Origin of the sequence: Limnohabitans simekii (SeqCode), assembly GCF_965234735.1 — a bacterium.
Classification (GTDB): domain Bacteria; phylum Pseudomonadota; class Gammaproteobacteria; order Burkholderiales; family Burkholderiaceae_C; genus Limnohabitans; species Limnohabitans simekii.
In genome coordinates this window covers 24,748-43,366 of record NZ_OZ248542.1, presented here as the reverse complement: position 1 = coordinate 43,366, position 18,619 = coordinate 24,748, and the positions used below count along the sequence as shown (strand labels likewise).

At 58.0% G+C, this 18,619-nt stretch carries 19 protein-coding genes; 12 read left to right on the top strand and 7 right to left on the bottom strand.

Going from position 1 to position 18,619, the window contains the following annotated elements:
• Position 1: 1 nt before the first annotated feature.
• A complete protein-coding gene (locus AC8GFP_RS06665; protein WP_506611517.1) occupies positions 2–475 on the bottom strand; it encodes an SET domain-containing protein in 474 nt (157 codons plus the stop codon).
• Positions 476–555: 80 nt separating this feature from the next.
• On the opposite strand from AC8GFP_RS06665, the gene AC8GFP_RS06660 reads away from it, so the two are divergent.
• Positions 556–3,507, top strand: a complete 2,952-nt coding sequence (locus AC8GFP_RS06660; RefSeq protein WP_506611515.1) for a DNA topoisomerase III — start codon at positions 556–558, stop codon at positions 3,505–3,507.
• Between the two features lie 57 nt (positions 3,508–3,564).
• Here AC8GFP_RS06660 and AC8GFP_RS06655 read toward each other — a convergent pair whose 3' ends face one another.
• The gene (locus AC8GFP_RS06655) at positions 3,565–4,464 is read right to left on the bottom strand and encodes a LysR family transcriptional regulator (RefSeq protein WP_506611513.1); all 900 of its coding nucleotides are present in this window, start codon (positions 4,462–4,464) and stop codon (positions 3,565–3,567) included.
• A gap of 95 nt (positions 4,465–4,559) precedes the next feature.
• Between AC8GFP_RS06655 and AC8GFP_RS06650 the strand changes: the two genes are divergently transcribed.
• Both AC8GFP_RS06650 and AC8GFP_RS06645 read left to right on the top strand, forming a co-directional pair.
• A complete protein-coding gene (locus tag AC8GFP_RS06650) occupies positions 4,560–5,717 on the top strand; it encodes an Acg family FMN-binding oxidoreductase (RefSeq protein ID WP_506611511.1) in 1,158 nt (385 codons plus the stop codon).
• A complete protein-coding gene (locus tag AC8GFP_RS06645; RefSeq protein ID WP_506611509.1) occupies positions 5,686–5,829 on the top strand; it encodes an SWIB/MDM2 domain-containing protein in 144 nt (47 codons plus the stop codon). The genes AC8GFP_RS06650 and AC8GFP_RS06645 overlap by 32 nt, the downstream gene beginning before the upstream one ends.
• A gap of 147 nt (positions 5,830–5,976) precedes the next feature.
• On the opposite strand, the gene AC8GFP_RS06640 is transcribed toward AC8GFP_RS06645, so the two are convergent.
• Positions 5,977–6,267 carry a hypothetical protein gene (locus tag AC8GFP_RS06640; protein ID WP_506611507.1) on the bottom strand — a complete coding sequence of 97 codons (291 nt, stop codon included), beginning with the start codon at positions 6,265–6,267 and terminating at the stop codon, positions 5,977–5,979.
• 12 nt (positions 6,268–6,279) lie between these two features.
• The gene (locus AC8GFP_RS06635) at positions 6,280–6,564 is read right to left on the bottom strand and encodes an ORF6N domain-containing protein (RefSeq protein WP_506611505.1); all 285 of its coding nucleotides are present in this window, start codon (positions 6,562–6,564) and stop codon (positions 6,280–6,282) included.
• Positions 6,565–7,004: 440 nt separating this feature from the next.
• On the opposite strand from AC8GFP_RS06635, the gene yajC reads away from it, so the two are divergent.
• The 3 genes from yajC to secF are packed head-to-tail and all read left to right on the top strand — an operon-like array spanning position 7,005 to position 10,204.
• On the top strand, positions 7,005–7,337 hold the full coding sequence (gene yajC, locus AC8GFP_RS06630; RefSeq protein WP_506611503.1) for a preprotein translocase subunit YajC: 333 nt from the start codon (positions 7,005–7,007) through the stop codon (positions 7,335–7,337).
• Between the two features lie 5 nt (positions 7,338–7,342).
• The gene (gene secD, locus AC8GFP_RS06625) at positions 7,343–9,238 is read left to right on the top strand and encodes a protein translocase subunit SecD (protein WP_506611501.1); all 1,896 of its coding nucleotides are present in this window, start codon (positions 7,343–7,345) and stop codon (positions 9,236–9,238) included.
• Positions 9,239–9,247: 9 nt separating this feature from the next.
• Positions 9,248–10,204, top strand: coding sequence for a protein translocase subunit SecF (secF, locus tag AC8GFP_RS06620; protein ID WP_506611499.1), 957 nt, complete (start codon positions 9,248–9,250; stop codon positions 10,202–10,204).
• Between the two features lie 58 nt (positions 10,205–10,262).
• Here the strand turns inward: secF and AC8GFP_RS06615 are convergent, their stop codons facing one another.
• Positions 10,263–10,754 carry a Smg family protein gene (locus tag AC8GFP_RS06615; RefSeq protein ID WP_506611497.1) on the bottom strand — a complete coding sequence of 164 codons (492 nt, stop codon included), beginning with the start codon at positions 10,752–10,754 and terminating at the stop codon, positions 10,263–10,265.
• A gap of 137 nt (positions 10,755–10,891) precedes the next feature.
• The gene (gene dprA / locus AC8GFP_RS06610) at positions 10,892–12,052 is read right to left on the bottom strand and encodes a DNA-processing protein DprA (protein ID WP_506611495.1); all 1,161 of its coding nucleotides are present in this window, start codon (positions 12,050–12,052) and stop codon (positions 10,892–10,894) included.
• Between the two features lie 127 nt (positions 12,053–12,179).
• Between dprA and def the strand changes: the two genes are divergently transcribed.
• From def to AC8GFP_RS06580, 6 genes are all read left to right on the top strand, one after another.
• Positions 12,180–12,692 carry a peptide deformylase gene (gene def, locus AC8GFP_RS06605; protein WP_506611493.1) on the top strand — a complete coding sequence of 171 codons (513 nt, stop codon included), beginning with the start codon at positions 12,180–12,182 and terminating at the stop codon, positions 12,690–12,692.
• The gene (gene fmt / locus AC8GFP_RS06600; RefSeq protein WP_506611492.1) at positions 12,693–13,721 is read left to right on the top strand and encodes a methionyl-tRNA formyltransferase; all 1,029 of its coding nucleotides are present in this window, start codon (positions 12,693–12,695) and stop codon (positions 13,719–13,721) included.
• A gap of 8 nt (positions 13,722–13,729) precedes the next feature.
• Positions 13,730–14,461: an AzlC family ABC transporter permease gene (locus tag AC8GFP_RS06595; RefSeq protein WP_506611490.1), complete on the top strand. Its 732-nt coding sequence runs from the start codon at positions 13,730–13,732 to the stop codon at positions 14,459–14,461.
• Positions 14,458–14,799: an AzlD domain-containing protein gene (locus AC8GFP_RS06590; protein WP_506611488.1), complete on the top strand. Its 342-nt coding sequence runs from the start codon at positions 14,458–14,460 to the stop codon at positions 14,797–14,799. The genes AC8GFP_RS06595 and AC8GFP_RS06590 overlap by 4 nt, the downstream gene beginning before the upstream one ends.
• 541 nt (positions 14,800–15,340) lie before the next feature.
• Complete coding sequence (locus tag AC8GFP_RS06585; RefSeq protein ID WP_506611486.1) at positions 15,341–16,534, top strand: phosphoglycerate kinase; 1,194 nt, start codon at positions 15,341–15,343, stop codon at positions 16,532–16,534.
• A gap of 81 nt (positions 16,535–16,615) precedes the next feature.
• Positions 16,616–17,979, top strand: a protein-coding gene (locus AC8GFP_RS06580; RefSeq protein ID WP_506611485.1) for an IS3 family transposase whose coding sequence is annotated in 2 segments (ribosomal slippage) — positions 16,616–17,093 and positions 17,093–17,979 — 1,365 coding nt in all. Because the reading frame shifts where the segments join, the coding sequence is not laid out codon by codon here.
• 123 nt (positions 17,980–18,102) lie between these two features.
• Here AC8GFP_RS06580 and AC8GFP_RS06575 read toward each other — a convergent pair.
• On the bottom strand, positions 18,103–18,579 hold the full coding sequence (locus AC8GFP_RS06575; protein WP_506611483.1) for a single-stranded DNA-binding protein: 477 nt from the start codon (positions 18,577–18,579) through the stop codon (positions 18,103–18,105).
• Positions 18,580–18,619: the final 40 nt, after the last annotated feature.

The following is an 18,619-nucleotide window of genomic DNA, read 5'->3' as shown; positions in this document are numbered from 1 at the left end:
CTCAGTCCTTGGGCGAAAGCAAGGTGCCCCGACACATGGGTGCGCCGCAGCGGCAGGGGTAATCGGCCAGCAAGGACGGGGTGTAGGGCTCGTCGATGACCAAGCCATAGTCGTAATTCAGCTCTTCACCAGCCTTCAATTTGCGCAGGGTGCGGATGAAGATGCGGCCCCCGGCTTCGTCTGCTTCACAATTGGGCTCACAAGAATGGTTGATCCAACGCGCGTCGTTGCCGCCGTGCAGCGCGTCAATCACGTGTTTTTTGTCGATGTGAAAGTAGAAGGTGTGGTTCGGGTCTTTGGGGTCGTGGGGATGGCGCTTGAGGGCTTTTTTCCAGCTGATGACCTCGCCGATGTATTCGATGATGATCTCGCCTTTGGCGATGGGCACCAGGGCAAACACCCCTTTGCCATGCACGCCTGAGCGCCGTACTTCAATGCGTTTGCCGCTGGCAGGCGCTGGGATGGTGGAGGTCAAGTTGAAAACTCTGGTAAGTTGAATACGTACATGTGCGCGCGTGCGCGCGAGACGACGGATTGTAGACAAGGAAAAATCGCATGAGTAAAACGCTGGTCATCGCCGAGAAGCCCTCTGTGGCCCAAGACATCGTTCGCGCCTTGACGCCCACGGCAGGCAAGTTTGAAAAGCATGACGATCACTTTGAGAGTGACGGCTATGTGGTCACCAGTGCCGTGGGTCACTTGGTGGAAATCCAAGCGCCCGAAGAATTCGACGTCAAACGCGGCAAATGGAGTTTTGCGCACCTGCCGGTCATCCCACCCTACTTCGATTTGAAGCCGGTGGAGAAAACCAAATCGCGTTTGGCCGCCGTGGTCAAGCAAGCCAAGCGCAAAGATGTGAGCGCCATCATCAACGCCTGTGACGCGGGCCGTGAGGGTGAACTCATCTTCCGATTGATCGAGCAGTACGCCGGTGGCAAAAAGCCCTTGGACAAACCGGTGAAACGCCTGTGGCTGCAATCGATGACGCCGCAAGCCATCCGCGACGGCTTTGACAGCCTGCGCACCGCCTCGCAAATGCAGGGCTTGGCCGACGCCGCCCGCAGCCGCTCCGAAGCCGATTGGTTGGTCGGCATCAACGGCACCCGCGCCTTCACCGCGTTCAACTCCCGCGATGGCGGCTTCTTCCTCACCACCGTTGGTCGGGTGCAAACGCCCACCCTCAGTGTGGTGGTGGAGCGCGAAGAACTGATTCGCAAATTCATCAGCCGCGACTATTGGGAAATCCACGCGAGCTTTGCAGCCCAAGCAGGTGCCTATGCGGGCAAATGGTTCAACCCCACCCACAAAGCGAACGCTGACGACAAAGAAATCAAAGAAGACCGGGTCTGGAGCCTGGCCGAGGCGCAAGCGATTGCGCAAGCGGTGCAACACCAAATTGCCACGGTGTCCGAAGAAAGCAAGCCCAGCAGCAAAGGCAGCCCCGGCTTGTTTGACCTGACCACCTTGCAGCGCGAAGCCAACGGCCGCTTTGGTTTCTCGGCCAAAACCACGTTGTCGCTGGCGCAAAGCCTGTACGAGCGCCACAAGGCCCTGACCTACCCGCGTACCGATTCCAAGCACCTGCCTGAAGACTATTTGCCCACGGTGAAAGAGACCATGCAGATGCTGGCCAACAGCAAGATGGGGCACCTGGCCCCGTTTGCCAAAACCGCCATTTCTCAGGGCTACATCAAGCCCAGCAAAAAAGTGTTCGACAACAGCAAGGTCAGCGATCACTTTGCCATCATTCCCACGCTTGAAGCGCCCAGCGGTTTGTCAGACGCCGAGCAAAAACTCTACGACTTCGTGGTGCGCCGCTTCATCGCCGTGTTCTATCCACCCGCGCAGTTCATGGACACCACCCGCATCAGCCAAGTCGCCGCTGCCGGTAAAACGCACCACTTCAAAACCACAGGGCGTGTCTTGGTCGAGCCCGGTTGGCAAGCCATTTATGGCAAAGAAGTGGACGAAGAAGAGGACAAAGAATCCGGCAAGATTTTGGTCAAACTGAATGCAGGCGAACAACCCCAAGTGAGTGAGGCCGAGCCCAAGGGTTTGAAAACCCGCCCCCCGGCCCGCTACACCGAGGCCACCTTGTTGGGTGCGATGGAAAACGCGGGCAAACAAGTGGAAGACGATGAACTGCGCGAAGCCATGCAAGAAAAAGGCTTGGGCACACCCGCCACACGCTCGTCCATCATCGAAGGCTTGCTGAACGAAAAATACATGCTGCGCGATGGCCGCGAATTGATCCCCACGGCCAAAGCGTTTCAGCTGATGACGCTGTTGCGCGGCTTGGGCGTGGAAGAGTTGTCACGCGCCGACCTGACCGGCGACTGGGAATTCAAGCTGTCGCAAATGGAAAAGGGCCAGCTGTCGCGCGAAGCCTTCATGCAAGACATCGCCGAGATGACCGGGCGCATGGTGAAAAAGGCCAAGGAATACGACCGCGACACCATCCCCGGCGACTACGCCACCCTGACCACCCCCTGCCCCACTTGCGGCGGCGTGGTGAAAGAAAACTACCGCCGCTACACCTGCATCGGCTTGCCCGGCGCCGTGGCCAAGACGAATGCAGAAGGTGAGATTGAAGGCCCTGGCTGCGGCTTCTCCTTTGGCAAAACACCGGCAGGACGCACCTTTGAGTTGGAAGAGGTGGAGCAATTCATGCGCGACAAAAAAATCGGTCCGCTGGAAGGCTTCCGCTCCAAAGCCGGTTGGCCGTTCACCGCCGAGATGGCTTTGAAATACAACGAAGAAGAAAAAAACTGGAAGCTGGAGTTTGATTTCGGCGACGACAAAAACGCCGAGAGCGGCGAGATCGTCGAGTTTGGCGACGCTGAAACCTTGGGCGCTTGCCCCAAGTGCGGCAGTGCGGTGCACGAACACGGCGCCAACTACGTGTGCAGCAAAGCCGTGCCCACCAACGCCCAACCCACGCCCAGCTGCGACTTCAAAACCGGCCGCGTCATCTTGCAACAGGTGATCGAGCACGACCAAGTGAAGAAACTGCTTGCCGAGGGCAAAACCGATTTGTTGGAAAAATTCGTGTCCAACAAAACCCGCCGCGCCTTTAAGGCTTACCTGACCTACGACGCCGAGGCTGGCAAGGTGAGCTTCGCCTTCGAGCCCAGCAAGTACCCGAAAAAAGGCGGCGCACCCACCACCCGCGCCCTGGCCAAAGCAGCGGGCAAAACCATGCCCGGCAAGAAAACACCTGCTGCGAAAAAAGCCGCCAAGCCCGCCAAAGAAGCCAAGCCCAAAGCACCGCGCAAAGCCGCTGCAGGCAAAGCGCCCAGCGCCGCCTTGGCCGCGGTCATCGGCTCAGAGGCGGTGGCCCGCACCGAGGTGATGAAAAAGCTGTGGGACTACATCAAAGAACAGGGCCTGCAAGACCCGAAAGACAAGCGCACCATCCAAGCCGACGCCAAACTCAAAGCGGTGTTTGGCAAGGACTCGGTGGGGATGTTTGAGATTGCGGGCTTGATTGGGCCGCATTTGAGGTGATGGGTGAACCCTGGGTCTGTAGACGCAAGCATGGGGAACTGTGGGACCGTAGCAGATTCATGGCGAGCTTTGCAAACACCGTGGCACTTGTTGCGCTAAAAAATCATAAACCGCACGGATTCGTGCGCTGGTTTGCAATTCACGGTGAACTGTCAGCCAAATGGGAAACTGAGGCATTTCTAAAAAGGGCAGGACCACTTTGACTGTGGGCTCATTGCGCACCAAATAGTCTGGCACGAAACCAATGCCTGATCCTGCTTTGACAGCTGCCCACTGGGCAATCAAGTCATCGCTGCGAACTGCAAAGTGCAGGTCTTCGGCGGGGAAACCTTGTGCCTCAAAGCCCAAGTCCACTTCCCTGTTTTGGTCACCCGCAATCAAATCGTGCGCCAGCAGATCCTGGGCTTGTTGCGGCAAGCCTCTGCGCTCCAAATAGTCTCTGTGCGCGCAGGCCTGAATGCCGATGTGACCGATGCGCTTGGCGAACAAACTGGCTTGATCAGGGCGCACCATGCGCAGCGCAATATCGGCTTCGCGGCGCAACAAGTTGCTGACGTTGTTGCTGACCACCAGCGCCACCGTGATCTCCGGCAAGGTTTGGCGCATGGCGGCCAACAGGGGTGGCAGTAAAAAACACGCCACAGGCTGGCTGGCTGTGATGCGAACCAGGCCCTGCAAACCTGTCGTGCTGCCCATGGCCAAGCGCGAAAAACTGGCTGCGCCGGCATGCATGGTTTGCGCTGCCTCTGCCAACGCCAGTGCATGCGGCGTGGCTTGCAAGCCTCGGCCTGTGCGCTCAAACAGCACCACATTCAACTGTTGCTCCAACTCTGCAATGTGACGCCCCAAGGTCGGTTGGCTGATCCCGGTCTGCCGTGCGGCGCCCATCAAACTGCCCTGCTCCAGCGCAGCCAAAAACGACGGGATCAAAGACCAATTGAAGCTGCCTTCATTCATACATGAATACCTGAGTTACACGTTTATGCAATTGTGCAACTTCAGCTTGCTAATCACAATTCATTCACCTCAATACCTTCGCTGGAGACAAGCCCATGAATAAACGCCAGTTTTTACGCATCAGCGGTGGCGGCTTGATCGCCGCCGCCACCCTCAGCAGCCTGCCGGGTTGCAGCTCTGACTTGCCGCCAGAAGCGATCGCAGCATGGCGCCCGCCCGCCGCGGACATGGACATTCGCCGCTGGGCCATTTCACACGCTTTGCTGGCACCCCATGCGCACAACCTGCAATCTTGGTTGGTTGATTTGGACACCCCTGACACGATCGTGTTGCGCTTGGATCTGCGCCGCTTGCTACCCGAAACCGACCCTTGGTCGCGTCAGTTGGTCATCAGCCAAGGTACTTTTCTAGAGCTTTTGCAAATAGCGGCCAACGAGCGGGGCTACCGTGCAGACATCAGCATGTTCCCGCAAGGCGAGTTTGACGCCAAAACCCCCGACAGCCGCCCCACCGCCCTGATCCGTTTGGCCAAAGACGATGGCGTGAAAACCGACCCCTTGTTTGCGCACATTTTCAATCGGCATACCCACCGTGGCGTTTATGAAAACCGCATCCCCAACGCACAAGCCCGTCAAACCTTGGCCGACAGCGTGAAGGGCTTTCCGGTGCAGTTGGGGCTGGTGACAAGCGAGGAAGCCAGCATGCAACAACACCGCGCCATCGCCATGGACGCCTGGCGCATTGAAATGCAAACGCCCCATACCTTGCTCGAGTCCTACAAAGTGCTGCGTGTGGGTCCGCAAGAAATCGCCCAACACAGGGATGGAATTTCGCTCAACACTCCCATGGTTCGTGGCTTGGTGGCGCTGAATTTGTTTGACCGCAGCAAGCCTTCAGAGCCCGACAGCTTTGCCATCAAGGGGCAAATCAGCGAGTTCAACGACAAAATGTCAACCACCCCCGCTTGTGTATGGCTCTCCACCTCGGACAACAGCCGCCGCACGCAAATGCTGTGTGGGCGTGCCTATGTGCGCTTGCAACTGGCCGCCACCGCCTTGGGCCTGCGCATGCATCCCTTGTCTCAGGCCTTGCAGGAATACCCCGAGCAGACCAACAACTACAAAGCCATTCATGAGCTCTTGGTTGGCAAGGACAGCACCGCCACGGTGCAAATGTGGACGCGTTTGGGCTATGCACCCGTTGGCTCGCCTTCGCCCCGCCGTGGTCTGCAAGCGCACTTCACTTCTGCATGAGCCGAATGACAAACGCACCATCCACGCCGACGCCAAGCTCAAAGCGGTGTTTGGCAAGGACAGTGTGGGGATGTTTGAGATTGCGGGCTTGATTGGGCCGCATTTGAGTTGAAGCCACATTCTTGAGGCTGACCTTGGCGGGCTCGTCCGCCGCTCACCGCCACTGCGTGGCAACGTTCGCTACGCGGGCCGACCCGCCGCGATCAGCCCAGGGAAGTGGCTTCAGTCCTCTGTGAAACCCGCACGCTCCAGCCTCCATTTATTTCAGTAGCTCTCTAACTCGGTCCATGACCTTCAAGGCGCTGTTATCCAGTCCAAAAAACACCCCTTGTGCAGGTTTGAGTTTGTTTTTATCAGCCAGTTCAGTGAATACTTTTTCAAATTTGGTGTGCGTGTCTTGCGCCAGCGCCAAATGATGAATCTCCAGAGCATCCATGCGTTGCAGCAAAGCCCCGTTTGTTTGAACGAACTGCCGCATGGCCGCAAACGCATTCATGATGGAAATGCTGGTTTGGATAGCCGTTTGGCTGCGTAAGACAGCGGACAACATCGCCACGCCCTGCTAAGTGAATGCATGGGGCAGGGTGCTGGAATATTTGAGCCTGTTGAACCGGTCACAGTTTGTGACCAGTTCGTTTTTTTCTTCCAAGCTGAGCTGAAATTTAAAACCTTGCGGAAACCTCTCTGTATTTCGTTGAACCGCCTGATTTAGCGCTTTGGTTGTGACGCCATAAAGAGTTGCCAAGTCCGTATCGATCAATACAGGTGAAGACCTGAGCGTCAGGATCAGGCTGCTGACCGAATCATCTGCATTTGCATTTGTAGATTTGATGATTTTTCCAACCATCTCAGCACCTTTCCACGAGATTTAAAACAACATCGATCAAATTCAAACAAGCTTAAATATTAACTATTTGAAATTATTAAATGACCATATTTTCATTCATCAATAGCATTTATTGCCGCTAGTTCAACAACCCAACCCAGCTTTGTCGCAACACCCCGCCAACCAAGATCAGCTCTTCAAAGCCACACGGCCTGGGGGCCTTTTTGTGAGCGAAAGACCAGCAAAAAGGGCCCCCATGGCGGGTGGCTTTTGCGTGACTTCACAGGCGTCTTGAGCATGACTTCACAGGCGTCTTGAGCGTGACTTCACAAGGGACTTTGGCGTGACTGCACGGGCACCTTCAGCTTGACCTCATGGGCAACCTACCTATACCTTGAAGCACGAAGCCGCGCAAAACCCATCCGCATACAATCGCCGGTTGCCTTCAAAGGAGAATTGTCGTGTTCATGTCTTCAGCCATTGCCCAAACCGCACCCGCCGCAGCCCCAGCCAGCGACTTGTCGTCATCCCTCATGAGCATGTTGCCCTTGGTGCTGATGTTCGTGGTGCTGTATTTCGTCATGATTCGCCCCCAAATGAAACGCCAAAAAGAGGTCAAGGCCATGCTGGAAGCGCTGGCCAAAGGCGATGAAGTGGTCACCACCGGCGGCATGCTGGGCAAGATTTCACAACTCGGCGAGCAACAAATAGGCCTCGATGTAGGCAATGGCGTCACCGTGCAACTGCAGCGCGCCGCGGTGGTGCAAGTGCTGCCCAAGGGCTCGATCAAGTAAACCCCATGAATCGCTATTCACTCTGGAAATACGTGGTGCTGGTCACCGCGGTGTTGCTGGGCAGTTTGTACACGCTGCCCAATTTTTTTGGTGAGGCGCCGGCTGTTCAAGTCTCGCCTGGTCGTGCAAGCATCAAGCTCGATTTGGCGACACAAGCCAAGGTGGAAGACGCTTTGAAAGCGGCCAACCTCAAGCCTTCCATCATCAGCTTGGAGGCCAACTCCTTGAAGCTGCGTTTTGAGAACACGGATGAACAACTCAAAGCCAAAGATGTGACGCAACGTGCCTTGAACCAAGACGCCAACAACCCAGACTACGTGGTGGCCCTGAATCTGATTCCCCGCACCCCCGCTTGGTTGGCCAGTTTGAAAGCCGCCCCCATGTACCTGGGCTTGGACTTGCGCGGCGGAGTGCACTTCATGTTGCAAGTCGATATGCAAGCCGCGCTGTCCAAAAAAGCAGAAGCCTTGGCCGGGGACTTGCGAAGCGCCTTGCGTGAAAAAACCATCCGCCACAACGGTATCTCGCGTGAACAGCAAAGCGTGGCCATCAGTTTCAATGATCAAGCTGCAGCTGATGCGGCATTGGCCTTGATACAAGAGCAGTTCACCGATTTGCTCGCCACGGTCACCCCCGTCAACAACATCTATCAATTGAACGCTGTCTTGAAGCCCGAAGCGGCCAAGCGCGTACAAGACCAAGCGCTCAAGCAAAACATCACCACGCTGCACAACCGGATCAACGAGCTCGGTGTGGCCGAGCCGGTCATTCAGCAGCAAGGCCTGGACCGCATCGTGGTGCAGTTGCCCGGCGTGCAAGACACCGCCAAAGCCAAAGACATCTTGGGCCGCACGGCGACCCTTGAAATCCGCATGGTCGACGACAGCAGTGATGCACGTTTGGCCGAGGTTGGCAGTGGCATGGTGCCGTTTGGCACCGAGAAATACCTGGAACGCAATGGCCAAGCCGTGGTGGTGAAAAAGCAAGTGCTGTTGACCGGTGAAAACCTCACAGACGCGCAGCCCGGCTTTGACAACCAAACCCAAGAAGCCGCGGTGCACCTCACTTTGGACGCCAAAGGCGCTCGCATCTTCAAAGATGTCACGCGTGAAAACGTCGGCAAGCGCATGGCCATTTTGTTGTTTGAAAAAGGCAAGGGTGAAGTGGTCACCGCGCCTGTGATCCGCACCGAAATTGGCGGCGGTCGGGTGCAAATCTCCGGTCAAATGACCACCACCGAAGCGGCTGACACCGCCTTGTTGTTGCGTGCTGGTTCGTTGGCTGCGCCCATGGACATCATCGAAGAGCGCACCATTGGTCCAAGCCTGGGCGCTGAAAACATCGCCAAAGGTTTTGACTCGGTCACCTGGGGCTTTGTCGCCGTCACGGTGTTCATGTGCTTTTATTACATGCTGTTTGGCGTCATCTCCAGCATTGCGCTGGCGGTGAACTTGTTGTTGCTGGTGGCCGTGCTCTCCATGCTGCAAGCCACCCTCACGCTGCCCGGCATGGCGGCGATGGCACTGGTGCTGGGCATGGCGATTGACGCCAACGTGCTGATCAACGAACGGGTGCGCGAAGAATTGCGCAACGGTGCCGCACCGCAAACCGCGATCCACATCGGCTATGACCGCGCTTGGTCCACCATCCTCGACTCCAACGTCACCACCCTGATTGCAGGCTTGGCCTTGCTGGCCTTTGGCTCGGGGCCGGTGCGCGGCTTTGCGGTGGTGCATTGCTTGGGCATTCTCACCAGCATGTTCTCGGCGGTGTTTTTCTCGCGCGGCCTGGTCAACCTTTGGTATGGCCGCCAAAAACGTTTGCAATCTGTGTCCATCGGCACCATCTGGCGCCCTGACGCGTCCACCCGCGATGTGATCGCCAAAGCCAAAGCCGACTGAAAGCAGACCATGGAATTTTTCAAAATCCGCAAAGACATTCCGTTCATGCGCCATGCCTTGGTGTTCAATGCCATCTCGTTGATCACCTTTTTGGCGGCGGTGTTTTTCCTCTTCAGCCGCGGCTTGCATCTGTCCGTGGAGTTCACGGGCGGCACCTTGATGGAGGTCAGCTTTGCACAACCGGTGGCGCTTGACCCGATGCGCGAGCGGATTGCCAAGCTGGGCATCAACGATGTGCAGGTGCAAAACTTTGGCTCAGCGCGTGATGTGCTCATCCGCATGCCCGCCTTGAAGGGCAGCACCGCCACCGAGCAAAGCACCAAAGTGATGGCCGCCTTGAAAGAAGCCGACCCCAGCGCAGAACTCAAGCGCACCGAGTTTGTCGGACCCCAGGTGGGCGACGAACTCGCCATCGATGGCTTGAAAGCCCTGGCCTTTGTGGTGGTGGGCATCATGATTTACTTGGCCATCCGCTTCGAATGGAAATATGCTGTGGCGGGCATCATCGCCAACTTGCACGACGTGATCATCATCTTGGGCTTTTTTGCCTATTTCCAGTGGGAGTTCTCGCTCCCCGTGTTGGCCGCGGTGTTGGCCGTGCTGGGCTATTCGGTGAACGAGTCGGTGGTGATTTTTGACCGGGTGCGCGAGAACTTTCGCCGCTTTCGCAAAATGAACACGGTGGAAATCATTGACAACGCGATCACCTCCACCATCAGCCGCACCATCATCACCCACGGCTCAACCCAACTCATGGTGTTGTCCATGCTTTTGTTTGGCGGCGCCACCCTGCACTACTTTGCCTTGGCGCTGACCATTGGTATTTTGTTTGGCATTTACTCCTCGGTGTTTGTGGCAGCCTCCATCGCCATGTGGTTGGGTATTCGCCGCGAAGACCTGATCAAATTCACGGGCAAAAAAGAAGAGGAAGACCCGAACGACCCGAACTCGGGCGCGGTGGTTTAAACCACGCTATCCAACAAAAAAGGCACCCGTGGGTGCCTTTTTTGATGAGCTGACTGACTCAGTGCGCTACACGAGCCGATTGATCGTCACACAGCTCATCAAGCACCAAGGCATCGGGCTCGATGCCCGCACTCCAATAGACCATGAGCACGATGATTTTCAAATCATCGAGACTGACCGGGTAGTTGGGCACGGCCATGACGCGGTCCACCACGATCTCGCGCATTTGCGCTGGCAACACGCCCGCGCCTTCCATGAAGGTGAGGAAACCCAAACCATCGGCCCCGATATGCTGTTGCTCGGCGTCCGAGTAGATGCGCATGCTGAGGGGGGATTGCACGTAGGCGGGTTGCAAACCAGGTTTGCTGTGGCCCACGTGGATGATGTCGGCTTGGGCGGCGATGTTGAGACCGGCCAGCCAAGACAGGGCTTGTTCAATTTCGTCGGCGTCGAAGCCAGCGGCGCTGAGTTTGCGGCTTAGCAGAGGCAACTCTGGACACGCTTCGCCGCGCCAGTAGTGCTCGTAGACATACACAAGGACATCGAACATGGGGGGCAATATAACCTGTTTTCTGCGCCCCTTTGAAAATAAATTTTGGCTGTTTCATGCGTGGTTCTGCACCTCAACAAGGGCCTTGGTTTCAAGGCCATGGCCGGGGCCAACACAGCGCCCACAAGGGTCTTTGCTCAAGCGCCAATGCGCTGGTACAAACCACCGGGCAAGCGCGCCAGCACACCGCGACTCTCTAGTTCGTGCAAAGCCACCAGCGCGTCTTCCAAGGCCAGCTGGCTGCGCACCAACAACACGTCCAAGCTTTGCGGGTCGTGGCCCAGCGCAGCGCACAAGGCGTGTTCGGTGGCGCCTTGCGGCTGCGCGTGAGCAGGCGGCGCATCATCGGTATCGACCTGAAGTTGCGAGGGCAATTCTTCCAACACGTCTTGCGCGGTTTCCACCAACTTCGCGCCTTGGCGCAACAAGGCATGGCAGCCGCGTGACAACGCCGAGTGAATAGACCCCGGCACGGCAAACACCTCTTTGCCTTGCGACAAGGCCATGTCGGCGGTGATGAGTGAGCCCGACTTCAACGCGGCTTCGACCACCAAGACACCCGAGCTCAAACCAGCAATCAAGCGGTTGCGGCGCGGGAAATGGTGGGCAATGGCGGGTGTGCCTGGCGTTAATTCACTCAGCAGCCAACCGTGTTGCGCGACTTGCCGGGCCAAACCTTGGTGGGCGCGTGGATAGACCTGGTCCAAGCCGGTGCCGACCACGGCGATGGTGGCGCAGGTGAACGGATTCGCCGCTTGCAAAGCGCCTTGGTGCGCCGCGCCATCGATGCCCAGCGCCAAACCCGACACCACACAACAGCCCGCTGTTTGCAAACTGTGCGCGAAGGCCCGCGCGTTGTCGCGGCCTTGCGCGGTGGGGTTGCGGCTGCCCACGATGGCTACGCTGGTGTTGCAAGAACGCTCGAGTTGACCTTGGACAAACAACAAAGGTGGCGGGTCGTCCAGTGCCAACAATCCCGGCGGGTACTGCGCATCGCCCCAAGTCCAGACCGCGTGTTGCACACCCTCAGCCGCTTGCGACAGCCAGGCCTGGGTGCGGGTGCACAGTGCCAGCCAATCGGGCGGCTCAAGTTGCAAGGCCTGCACTTGTGCGTGGCTGAGCACTTGTTGCAAGGCCTGTGGCGACTGCGCCAGCACGGCTTGCACCGAGCCAAAAGCTTGCAAGAGTTGGCGCAAGGTTTGCGGGCCGACGCTGGGGGTTTGCGACAGGCGCAGCCACAATGCCCATTCGGGCAAGGCGTCAAGGCGGGCGGCGCGGGCGCTGAGTGAGGCGTTCATGGCGTGTGCACAAAGAGTGAATCAGGCTTCAGCTTAAAAACACGCGAGGCACTTGGGTGACAGTGCGGCTTCCTGTTTTTGAAGCTGGCACTGCACCCGGGGTTTTCAAAAAAGCGACAATATCGCCATGGCTTTACTCCCCATTCTTTCCTTCCCCGATCCGCGTTTGCACACCGTCGCCAAGCCGGTGGCCGAGGTCACCGATCAGATCCGCCAAATGGCTGCCGACATGATTGAAACCATGTACGAATCCAAAGGCGTGGGCCTGGCCGCCACCCAAGTGGATTTCCACCAACGTTTGGTGGTGCTCGATGTCTCTGAAGAGCGGGATCAACCCATGGTGCTCATCAACCCCGAGTTGCTGTGGCAAAGCCCCGAGCGGGTGAAAAACGAAGAAGGCTGTCTATCGGTGCCGGGCATCTTCGACGGCGTCGAACGCGCCGAGCGCGTCAAGGTGCAAGCCTTGAACGAGCACGGTGAACTGAAAGTTTTCGAGGCCGACGGTTTGTTGGCCGTGTGTTTGCAACACGAAATGGACCACCTGATGGGCAAGGTGTTTGTCGAGTACCTGTCGCCGCTCAAACGCATGCGCATCAAAGGCAAGCTGCTCAAAGCCCAGCGCGAAGCCGAGCGCTCTTAAATGCGCATCGTGTTCGCCGGTACCCCGGCGTTTGCCCAATCGGCGCTGGCCGCATTGCACCAAGCTGGCCATGACATCGCCTTGGTGCTGACCCAACCGGATCGCCCCGCCGGTCGCGGCATGAAACTGCAAGCCTCGGCCGTGAAGCAATACGCTTTGACGCACGGCATGCCTGTGTGCCAACCGACCAGCTTGCGTTTGGACGGCAAACACCCCGACGAAGCTTTGCAAGCGCAACAAGCCATCGCTGCTGCACAAGCTGAGCTGATGGTGGTGGTGGCCTATGGTTTGCTGCTGCCTGCCTGGACTTTGCAAAGCCTGCCCTTGGGCTGCTTGAACATCCATGCTTCTTTGCTGCCGCGCTGGCGCGGTGCCGCGCCGATTCAACGCGCCATCGAAGCCGGGGACGCACAGACGGGTGTGTGCATCATGCAGATGGACGAAGGCCTGGACACGGGTGCGGTGCTGTTGCGCGAAGCCTTGCCGATCGCGCCTGACGACACCAGCATCACGCTGCACGACAAACTCGCCTCGTTGGGTGCGCGGCTCGTGGTGCAAAGCTTGGCCGAGTGGCCAGCGTTGAAAGCCACGCCACAACCCACGCAAGGAGCTTGCTACGCCGCGAAAATTTTGAAAGACGAAGCCTTGCTGGACTTTGCGCTGCCCGCGCTTGCCTTGTCGCAACGCATCCGCGCCTTCGATCCGTTTCCGGGGGCGCACACCTTGCTGCGCGGCCAAGTCTTGAAGATTTGGTCGGCGCAGGTGGCGGCTGAACGGCCTGCACACGATGCAGGTCTGGGCCCAACCGCCACTGCACCCGGCACCGTGCTGCAAAACCCATCGGATGCTGCGCTGGATTTAGCCACCCCCGGCACCGTTGTGCAAGCCCAGGCCGACCAGCTGCTGGTGGCCACCGGCCAAGGCGTGTTGCGCATCCTCCAAGTGCAGCTGCCTGGTGGCAAACGCATCAGCGCCCAAGACTTTTTGCACAGCCACCCCGGCTTGCAAGGTCTGGTGTTGGGCGCCTGAGCGGCTTCATGTTTTTCGACCCTGCCAATTACAAACACCCCGCCTTCAAGGAGGGCATGCGCGATATTTCTTCCGTGGCCCCCGGTATCTGGGCATGGGGGCTGATGACCGGTGTGGCCATGGTGCAGTCGGGCTTGAGCGTCGAGGTGGCCACCGCGATGACGGTGTTGGTCTATGCCGGAAGCTCGCAACTGGCAGTCACCCCCATGTTGGTCGCTGGAGCGCCTTTTGGGGTGGTGTTGGCCACTGCTTTTTGTGTGAATTTGCGCTTTGTGGTGTTCAGCATGCACCTGCGCCACTACCTCATGTGCTGGCCGCGCTGGCAGCGCTTGTGTCTGGGCTACATCACTGCAGACATGAGCTACGTGATGTTCACACGCCGCTTTCCCCAACCGGCTTCAGACCCTGCAGGGCAGCGCGCTGAGATGGCGTATTTGTCCGGGAACAGCTTTTTAAACTGGATCGGCTGGCAGATTTCCAGCTTGGTCGGCGTGTTCACAGCCAGCCATATTCCTACCCAATGGGGCTTGGGCTTTGCCGGTGTCTTGGCCTTGGTTGGCGTCATGTGCTCGCTGTCGGACAGCCGCTTGCGCCGGGTCTCGGCGGGCGTGTCCGGCGCAGCAGCCGTGGCAGTCTTCGCCCTGCCTTTGAAACTCAACATCGTGGTGGCCATCGCTGCGGCGGTGGCGGTGTGTTTGCTTTTAGAAAGCAGCCGATGGGCGGGCAAGGAGCGGCGATGAGTGACTTTGGTGTGTTTCTGCTGGTAGCCGCCTTGGGCGGGGTGACGCTGGTGACCCGCAGTTTTTTCTTCATGTTCAAAAAAGAGCTGCCTTTCCCGACCTGGGCTGATCGGGGCTTGCGGTACGCGCCGATTGCCGCTTTGAGCGCCGTCATCATTCCGGAAATCGTGATGCGCCAAGGCGCTTTGATCACCGATTGGCGCGATGGCCGGATTTTTGGCGCGGCGGCTGGCGCGGCCTTTTACTTTTGGCGGCGCGGCCAGGGGCAGGCGGTGCTGGGCACCATCGTGGTCGGCATGGCAGTGTATTTGCCGCTGCACATCGGGCTGGGTTGGTAGTCTGGGGCGCCCCAAGTCGGGCGTTGGCGCTGTCCAAACAGGCAGTTTGGGGGGTGCGTCAAAACCCCTTGTTTTGAGGGGGTGGTCATACTGGACGGTGCTTTCAGCCGTTTTTATGATACATGATTTCAAAGATTTGCCGATTTCTTGTATCACTCGGCGCAGAATATTCACATCAGTTTGACAGACGTTAATTGGGGTCAGATTCCAATTGTTTTGGCTCTGAAGTGATGTTTCGGCAGAAGGTCGCACGGATTTCAAAAAAACGCTTTCAGCCATTTGGGCAACCAATCAAGCTACTTCAGCTTGCGAACATGGTGGGTCGGCCCGCGTAGCGAACGTTGCCGCTTGCGGCGGTGAGCGGCGGACGAGCCCACCGTGCTCGGCAAGCAGGCGTGAATTAATTGGAATCTGACCCCAATTAGTAAAGTGAGGTTTCGAAACAATTGGAATCTGACCCCAATTACTGGTTTTCATTTCAAAAACGCCACCACCCCCTCCGCCTAAAATGTCATGAAAAATTCATACGGAGACAAACCCCATGAACATCATTCGCTTCGCCGATCTGTGCGCTCAAGGCCGCGCCAAGGATCAACGCGTCTTCATCCGCGCCGACCTGAACGTGCCATTTGACGACCACGGCCAGATCAGCGAAGACACCCGCATCCGCGCCTCCGTGCCCTGCATCCAAATGGCCCTGGCCGCCGGTGCCGCCGTCATGGTCACCAGTCATTTAGGCCGCCCGACCGAAGGCGAGTTCAAACTCGAAGACTCCCTCGCGCCCGTGGCCAAGCGCTTGGGCGAGTTGCTGGGCCGCGACGTGCCCGTGCTGGCCGACTGGGTCGGCGGCGTGACGGTGGCCCCCGGCCAAGTGGTGATGCTGGAGAACTGCCGGGTCAACAAGGGCGAGAAAAAGAACAACGAAGCCCTGGCCCAACAAATGGCTGCGCTGTGCGACATTTATGTGAACGACGCCTTTGGCACCGCGCACCGCGCCGAGGGCACCACCTACGGCATCGCGCAATTCGCCCCGATCGCTTGCGCCGGGCCGCTGTTGTCGGCTGAGATTGACGCCATCACCAAGGCGCTGGCCAACCCGAAGCGCCCGCTGGCGGCCATCGTGGCGGGCAGCAAGGTCAGCACCAAACTCACCATCTTGCAAGCGCTGGCCAAGAACGTGGACCAACTGATCGTGGGTGGCGGCATCGCCAACACCTTCATGCTGGCCGCGGGCATGAAGATTGGCAAGTCCTTGGCCGAGCCGGATCTGGTGGGCGAAGCCAAAGCGGTGATCGAGGCCATGAAGGCGCGTGGCGCGGAAGTGCCGATCCCCACCGATGTGGTGTGCGCCAAATCTTTTGGCGCAGACGCCACGGCCACGGTGAAAAAAGCCACCGAGGTGGCCGACGACGACCTGATTTTGGACATCGGCCCCGACACTGCGGCGCGTTTGGCCACGCAACTGAAAGTGGCGGGCACCATCGTTTGGAACGGCCCGATGGGCGTGTTCGAGTTCGCGGCTTTTGAGAACGGCACCAAGGTGGTGGCGCACGCGATTGCCGACTCCGACGCTTTCAGCATCGCCGGTGGCGGCGACACCTTGGCGGCGATCGCCAAGTACGGGATTGAGCCCCAAATCGGCTACATCTCCACTGGCGGGGGCGCTTTCCTGGAAGTGCTGGAGGGCAAAACCCTGCCCGCGTTTGAGATTTTGATGAAGCGGGCTGCGGGCTGAAAACGGCTCAGGCAACAAAAAGCCCCGCAGTGAACTGCACCCCAAAAGCTGGACACCAGTCCAACCTTTGGGGTGTTTTTCATGGCGAGATATGACGAGAGATTCAAGCAACAAGTAGTTCAGGAATACCTGACAGGCATTGGCGGCTACAGAGCGCTTGGTACCAAACACGGCATCGATCAAGCGATGGTGCGTCTGTGGGTAGACAAGTACCGCCAGCACGGGGACGCAGGATTGCGTCGCAAATCGAGTCGCTACAGCGCGCAGTTTAAGCTTGCTGTCTTGCAACAAATGTGGCAAGAGGAACTCTCTTACCGTCAAGTGGTGACGTTGTTTGATCTGCGCGGGGGTACGGGGGTTATTTCTGGCTGGGAGCGCCTGTACCATGAAGGCGGCTTGGAGGCATTGCAGCCCAAGCCCAGAGGACGCCCGAAAGACATGAAACCATCACAGACTCCCGAGCCTGTTACGCAGCAGGCACCACAGGCGCGCACATCAGAAGAGCTGCGCAAGGAAAACGAGTACCTGCGCGCGGAGGTGGCCTACCTAAAAAAGTTGGATGCCTTGGTTCGAGCCAAGAAGCAGGCTGCGCGGCCAAAGCGCAGGCCGTGATCGAACTAAGGCAGCACTACCCACTGACCACTTTGCTCAAAATTGCCGCACTCTCACGCAGCACGTTCTACTACCAAGTCAAGGCACAGCAAGCTGGCGACAAGTACGCTGGGCTAAAGGCCAGCATTGGGGCCATTTACGATCGCCACAAAGGGCGCTACGGCTACAGGCGCATCACGGATGAGTTGCGCAATGCGGGATCACAGGTCAACCACAAGACTGTGCAGCGCTTGATGCAACTGCTAGGCCTGAAGTCGCTGGTTCGCCCCAAGAAATACCGTTCCTGGCGGGGGCAGTTCAATGTCAAAGTGGCCAATGTTCTGGATCGTCAGTTCCAGGCAGATCGGCCCAACCAGAAATGGGTGACCGATGTGACCGAATTCAACGTCCGAGGGGACAAACTCTACCTCTCGCCAGTGCTAGACCTGTACAACGGAGAGATCGTGGCTTATGAGACGCAAAGACGCCCACGGATGCCGCTGGTCAGCAACATGCTCAAAAAGGCGCTGGCAAAGCTAAAGGGGGAAGATGCACCGCTGCTACATTCGGATCAGGGCTGGCAGTACCAGATGCCTGCCTGGCAGCGCCAACTGGCCGAGCGTGGACTGACCCAGAGCATGTCCCGAAAAGGCAACTGTCTTGACAACGCGGCTATGGAGAGTTTCTTTGGCACGCTAAAGACAGAATTCTTCTACTTGAACAAATTCGACAGTGTGGAGCGTCTCGAAGATGGATTGCGACAGTACATTCATTACTACAACCACGAGCGCATCAGGAGCAAATTAAAAGGGCTGAGTCCTGTGCAATACAGAACTCAGCCATCTTTGGGTTAACCGCCCGTTTCAACTGTCCAACTAATTGGGGTCAGTTCATGAGCGGGGCTTGATGCAAGGGCTGTCGACTTGAATAGGGGGTTCATCACTTTTGAGTTGTGCCCCAAGCCTGAGGCTCAACACTCAAAACGGAATGTCGTCGTCCATGTCGTCAAAGCCCGACTTGGCAGCGGCGGGGGCAGATGCGCGAGGTGCAGAAGCAGGCGCACTGCGGGCGGGGGCGCGGTTGCCGCCGCCGTCTTCCGAGGGGCCGCCCATGCCTTCGCGGCCACCCAAGAGTTGCAGTTCGGTGGCGATGATGTCCACCGTGGCTTTTTCTTGGCCCGTGGTTTTGTCGGTGTACGAGCCGTATTTCAAGCGGCCTTCCACGTAAATAGGACGGCCTTTTTTCACATACTCGCCAGCGATTTCAGCCAAGCGGTCGTAAAAGGTGATGCGGTGCCATTGGGTTTCTTCGACCATTTCGCCGCTGTTTTTGTCTTTGCGCTTGGTGCTGGTGGCGATGGACACATTGGCCACGGCCTGGCCGCTGGGCAAATAACGCACCTCGGGGTCGCGCCCGCAGTTGCCCAGCAAAATCACTTTGTTCACGCTTGCCATGGTGGTTCCTCTAGAGTTCGGTGTGGAGATGTCAACAGAT

What these genes read in the sequence shown, in the direction of transcription:
- AC8GFP_RS06660 (WP_506611515.1), top strand. Translation starts at nt 556, where the DNA reads ATGAGTAAAACGCTGGTCATCGCCGAGAAGCCCTCTGTGGCCCAAGAC.
- AC8GFP_RS06655 (WP_506611513.1), bottom strand. Translation starts at nt 4,464, where the DNA reads ATGAATGAAGGCAGCTTCAATTGGTCTTTGATCCCGTCGTTTTTGGCT.
- AC8GFP_RS06650 (WP_506611511.1), top strand. Translation starts at nt 4,560, where the DNA reads ATGAATAAACGCCAGTTTTTACGCATCAGCGGTGGCGGCTTGATCGCC.
- AC8GFP_RS06640 (WP_506611507.1), bottom strand. Translation starts at nt 6,267, where the DNA reads ATGTTGTCCGCTGTCTTACGCAGCCAAACGGCTATCCAAACCAGCATT.
- AC8GFP_RS06635 (WP_506611505.1), bottom strand. Translation starts at nt 6,564, where the DNA reads ATGGTTGGAAAAATCATCAAATCTACAAATGCAAATGCAGATGATTCG.
- secD (WP_506611501.1), top strand. Translation starts at nt 7,343, where the DNA reads ATGAATCGCTATTCACTCTGGAAATACGTGGTGCTGGTCACCGCGGTG.
- secF (WP_506611499.1), top strand. Translation starts at nt 9,248, where the DNA reads ATGGAATTTTTCAAAATCCGCAAAGACATTCCGTTCATGCGCCATGCC.
- AC8GFP_RS06615 (WP_506611497.1), bottom strand. Translation starts at nt 10,754, where the DNA reads ATGTTCGATGTCCTTGTGTATGTCTACGAGCACTACTGGCGCGGCGAA.
- dprA (WP_506611495.1), bottom strand. Translation starts at nt 12,052, where the DNA reads ATGAACGCCTCACTCAGCGCCCGCGCCGCCCGCCTTGACGCCTTGCCC.
- def (WP_506611493.1), top strand. Translation starts at nt 12,180, where the DNA reads ATGGCTTTACTCCCCATTCTTTCCTTCCCCGATCCGCGTTTGCACACC.
- fmt (WP_506611492.1), top strand. Translation starts at nt 12,693, where the DNA reads ATGCGCATCGTGTTCGCCGGTACCCCGGCGTTTGCCCAATCGGCGCTG.
- AC8GFP_RS06595 (WP_506611490.1), top strand. Translation starts at nt 13,730, where the DNA reads ATGTTTTTCGACCCTGCCAATTACAAACACCCCGCCTTCAAGGAGGGC.
- AC8GFP_RS06590 (WP_506611488.1), top strand. Translation starts at nt 14,458, where the DNA reads ATGAGTGACTTTGGTGTGTTTCTGCTGGTAGCCGCCTTGGGCGGGGTG.
- AC8GFP_RS06585 (WP_506611486.1), top strand. Translation starts at nt 15,341, where the DNA reads ATGAACATCATTCGCTTCGCCGATCTGTGCGCTCAAGGCCGCGCCAAG.
- AC8GFP_RS06575 (WP_506611483.1), bottom strand. Translation starts at nt 18,579, where the DNA reads ATGGCAAGCGTGAACAAAGTGATTTTGCTGGGCAACTGCGGGCGCGAC.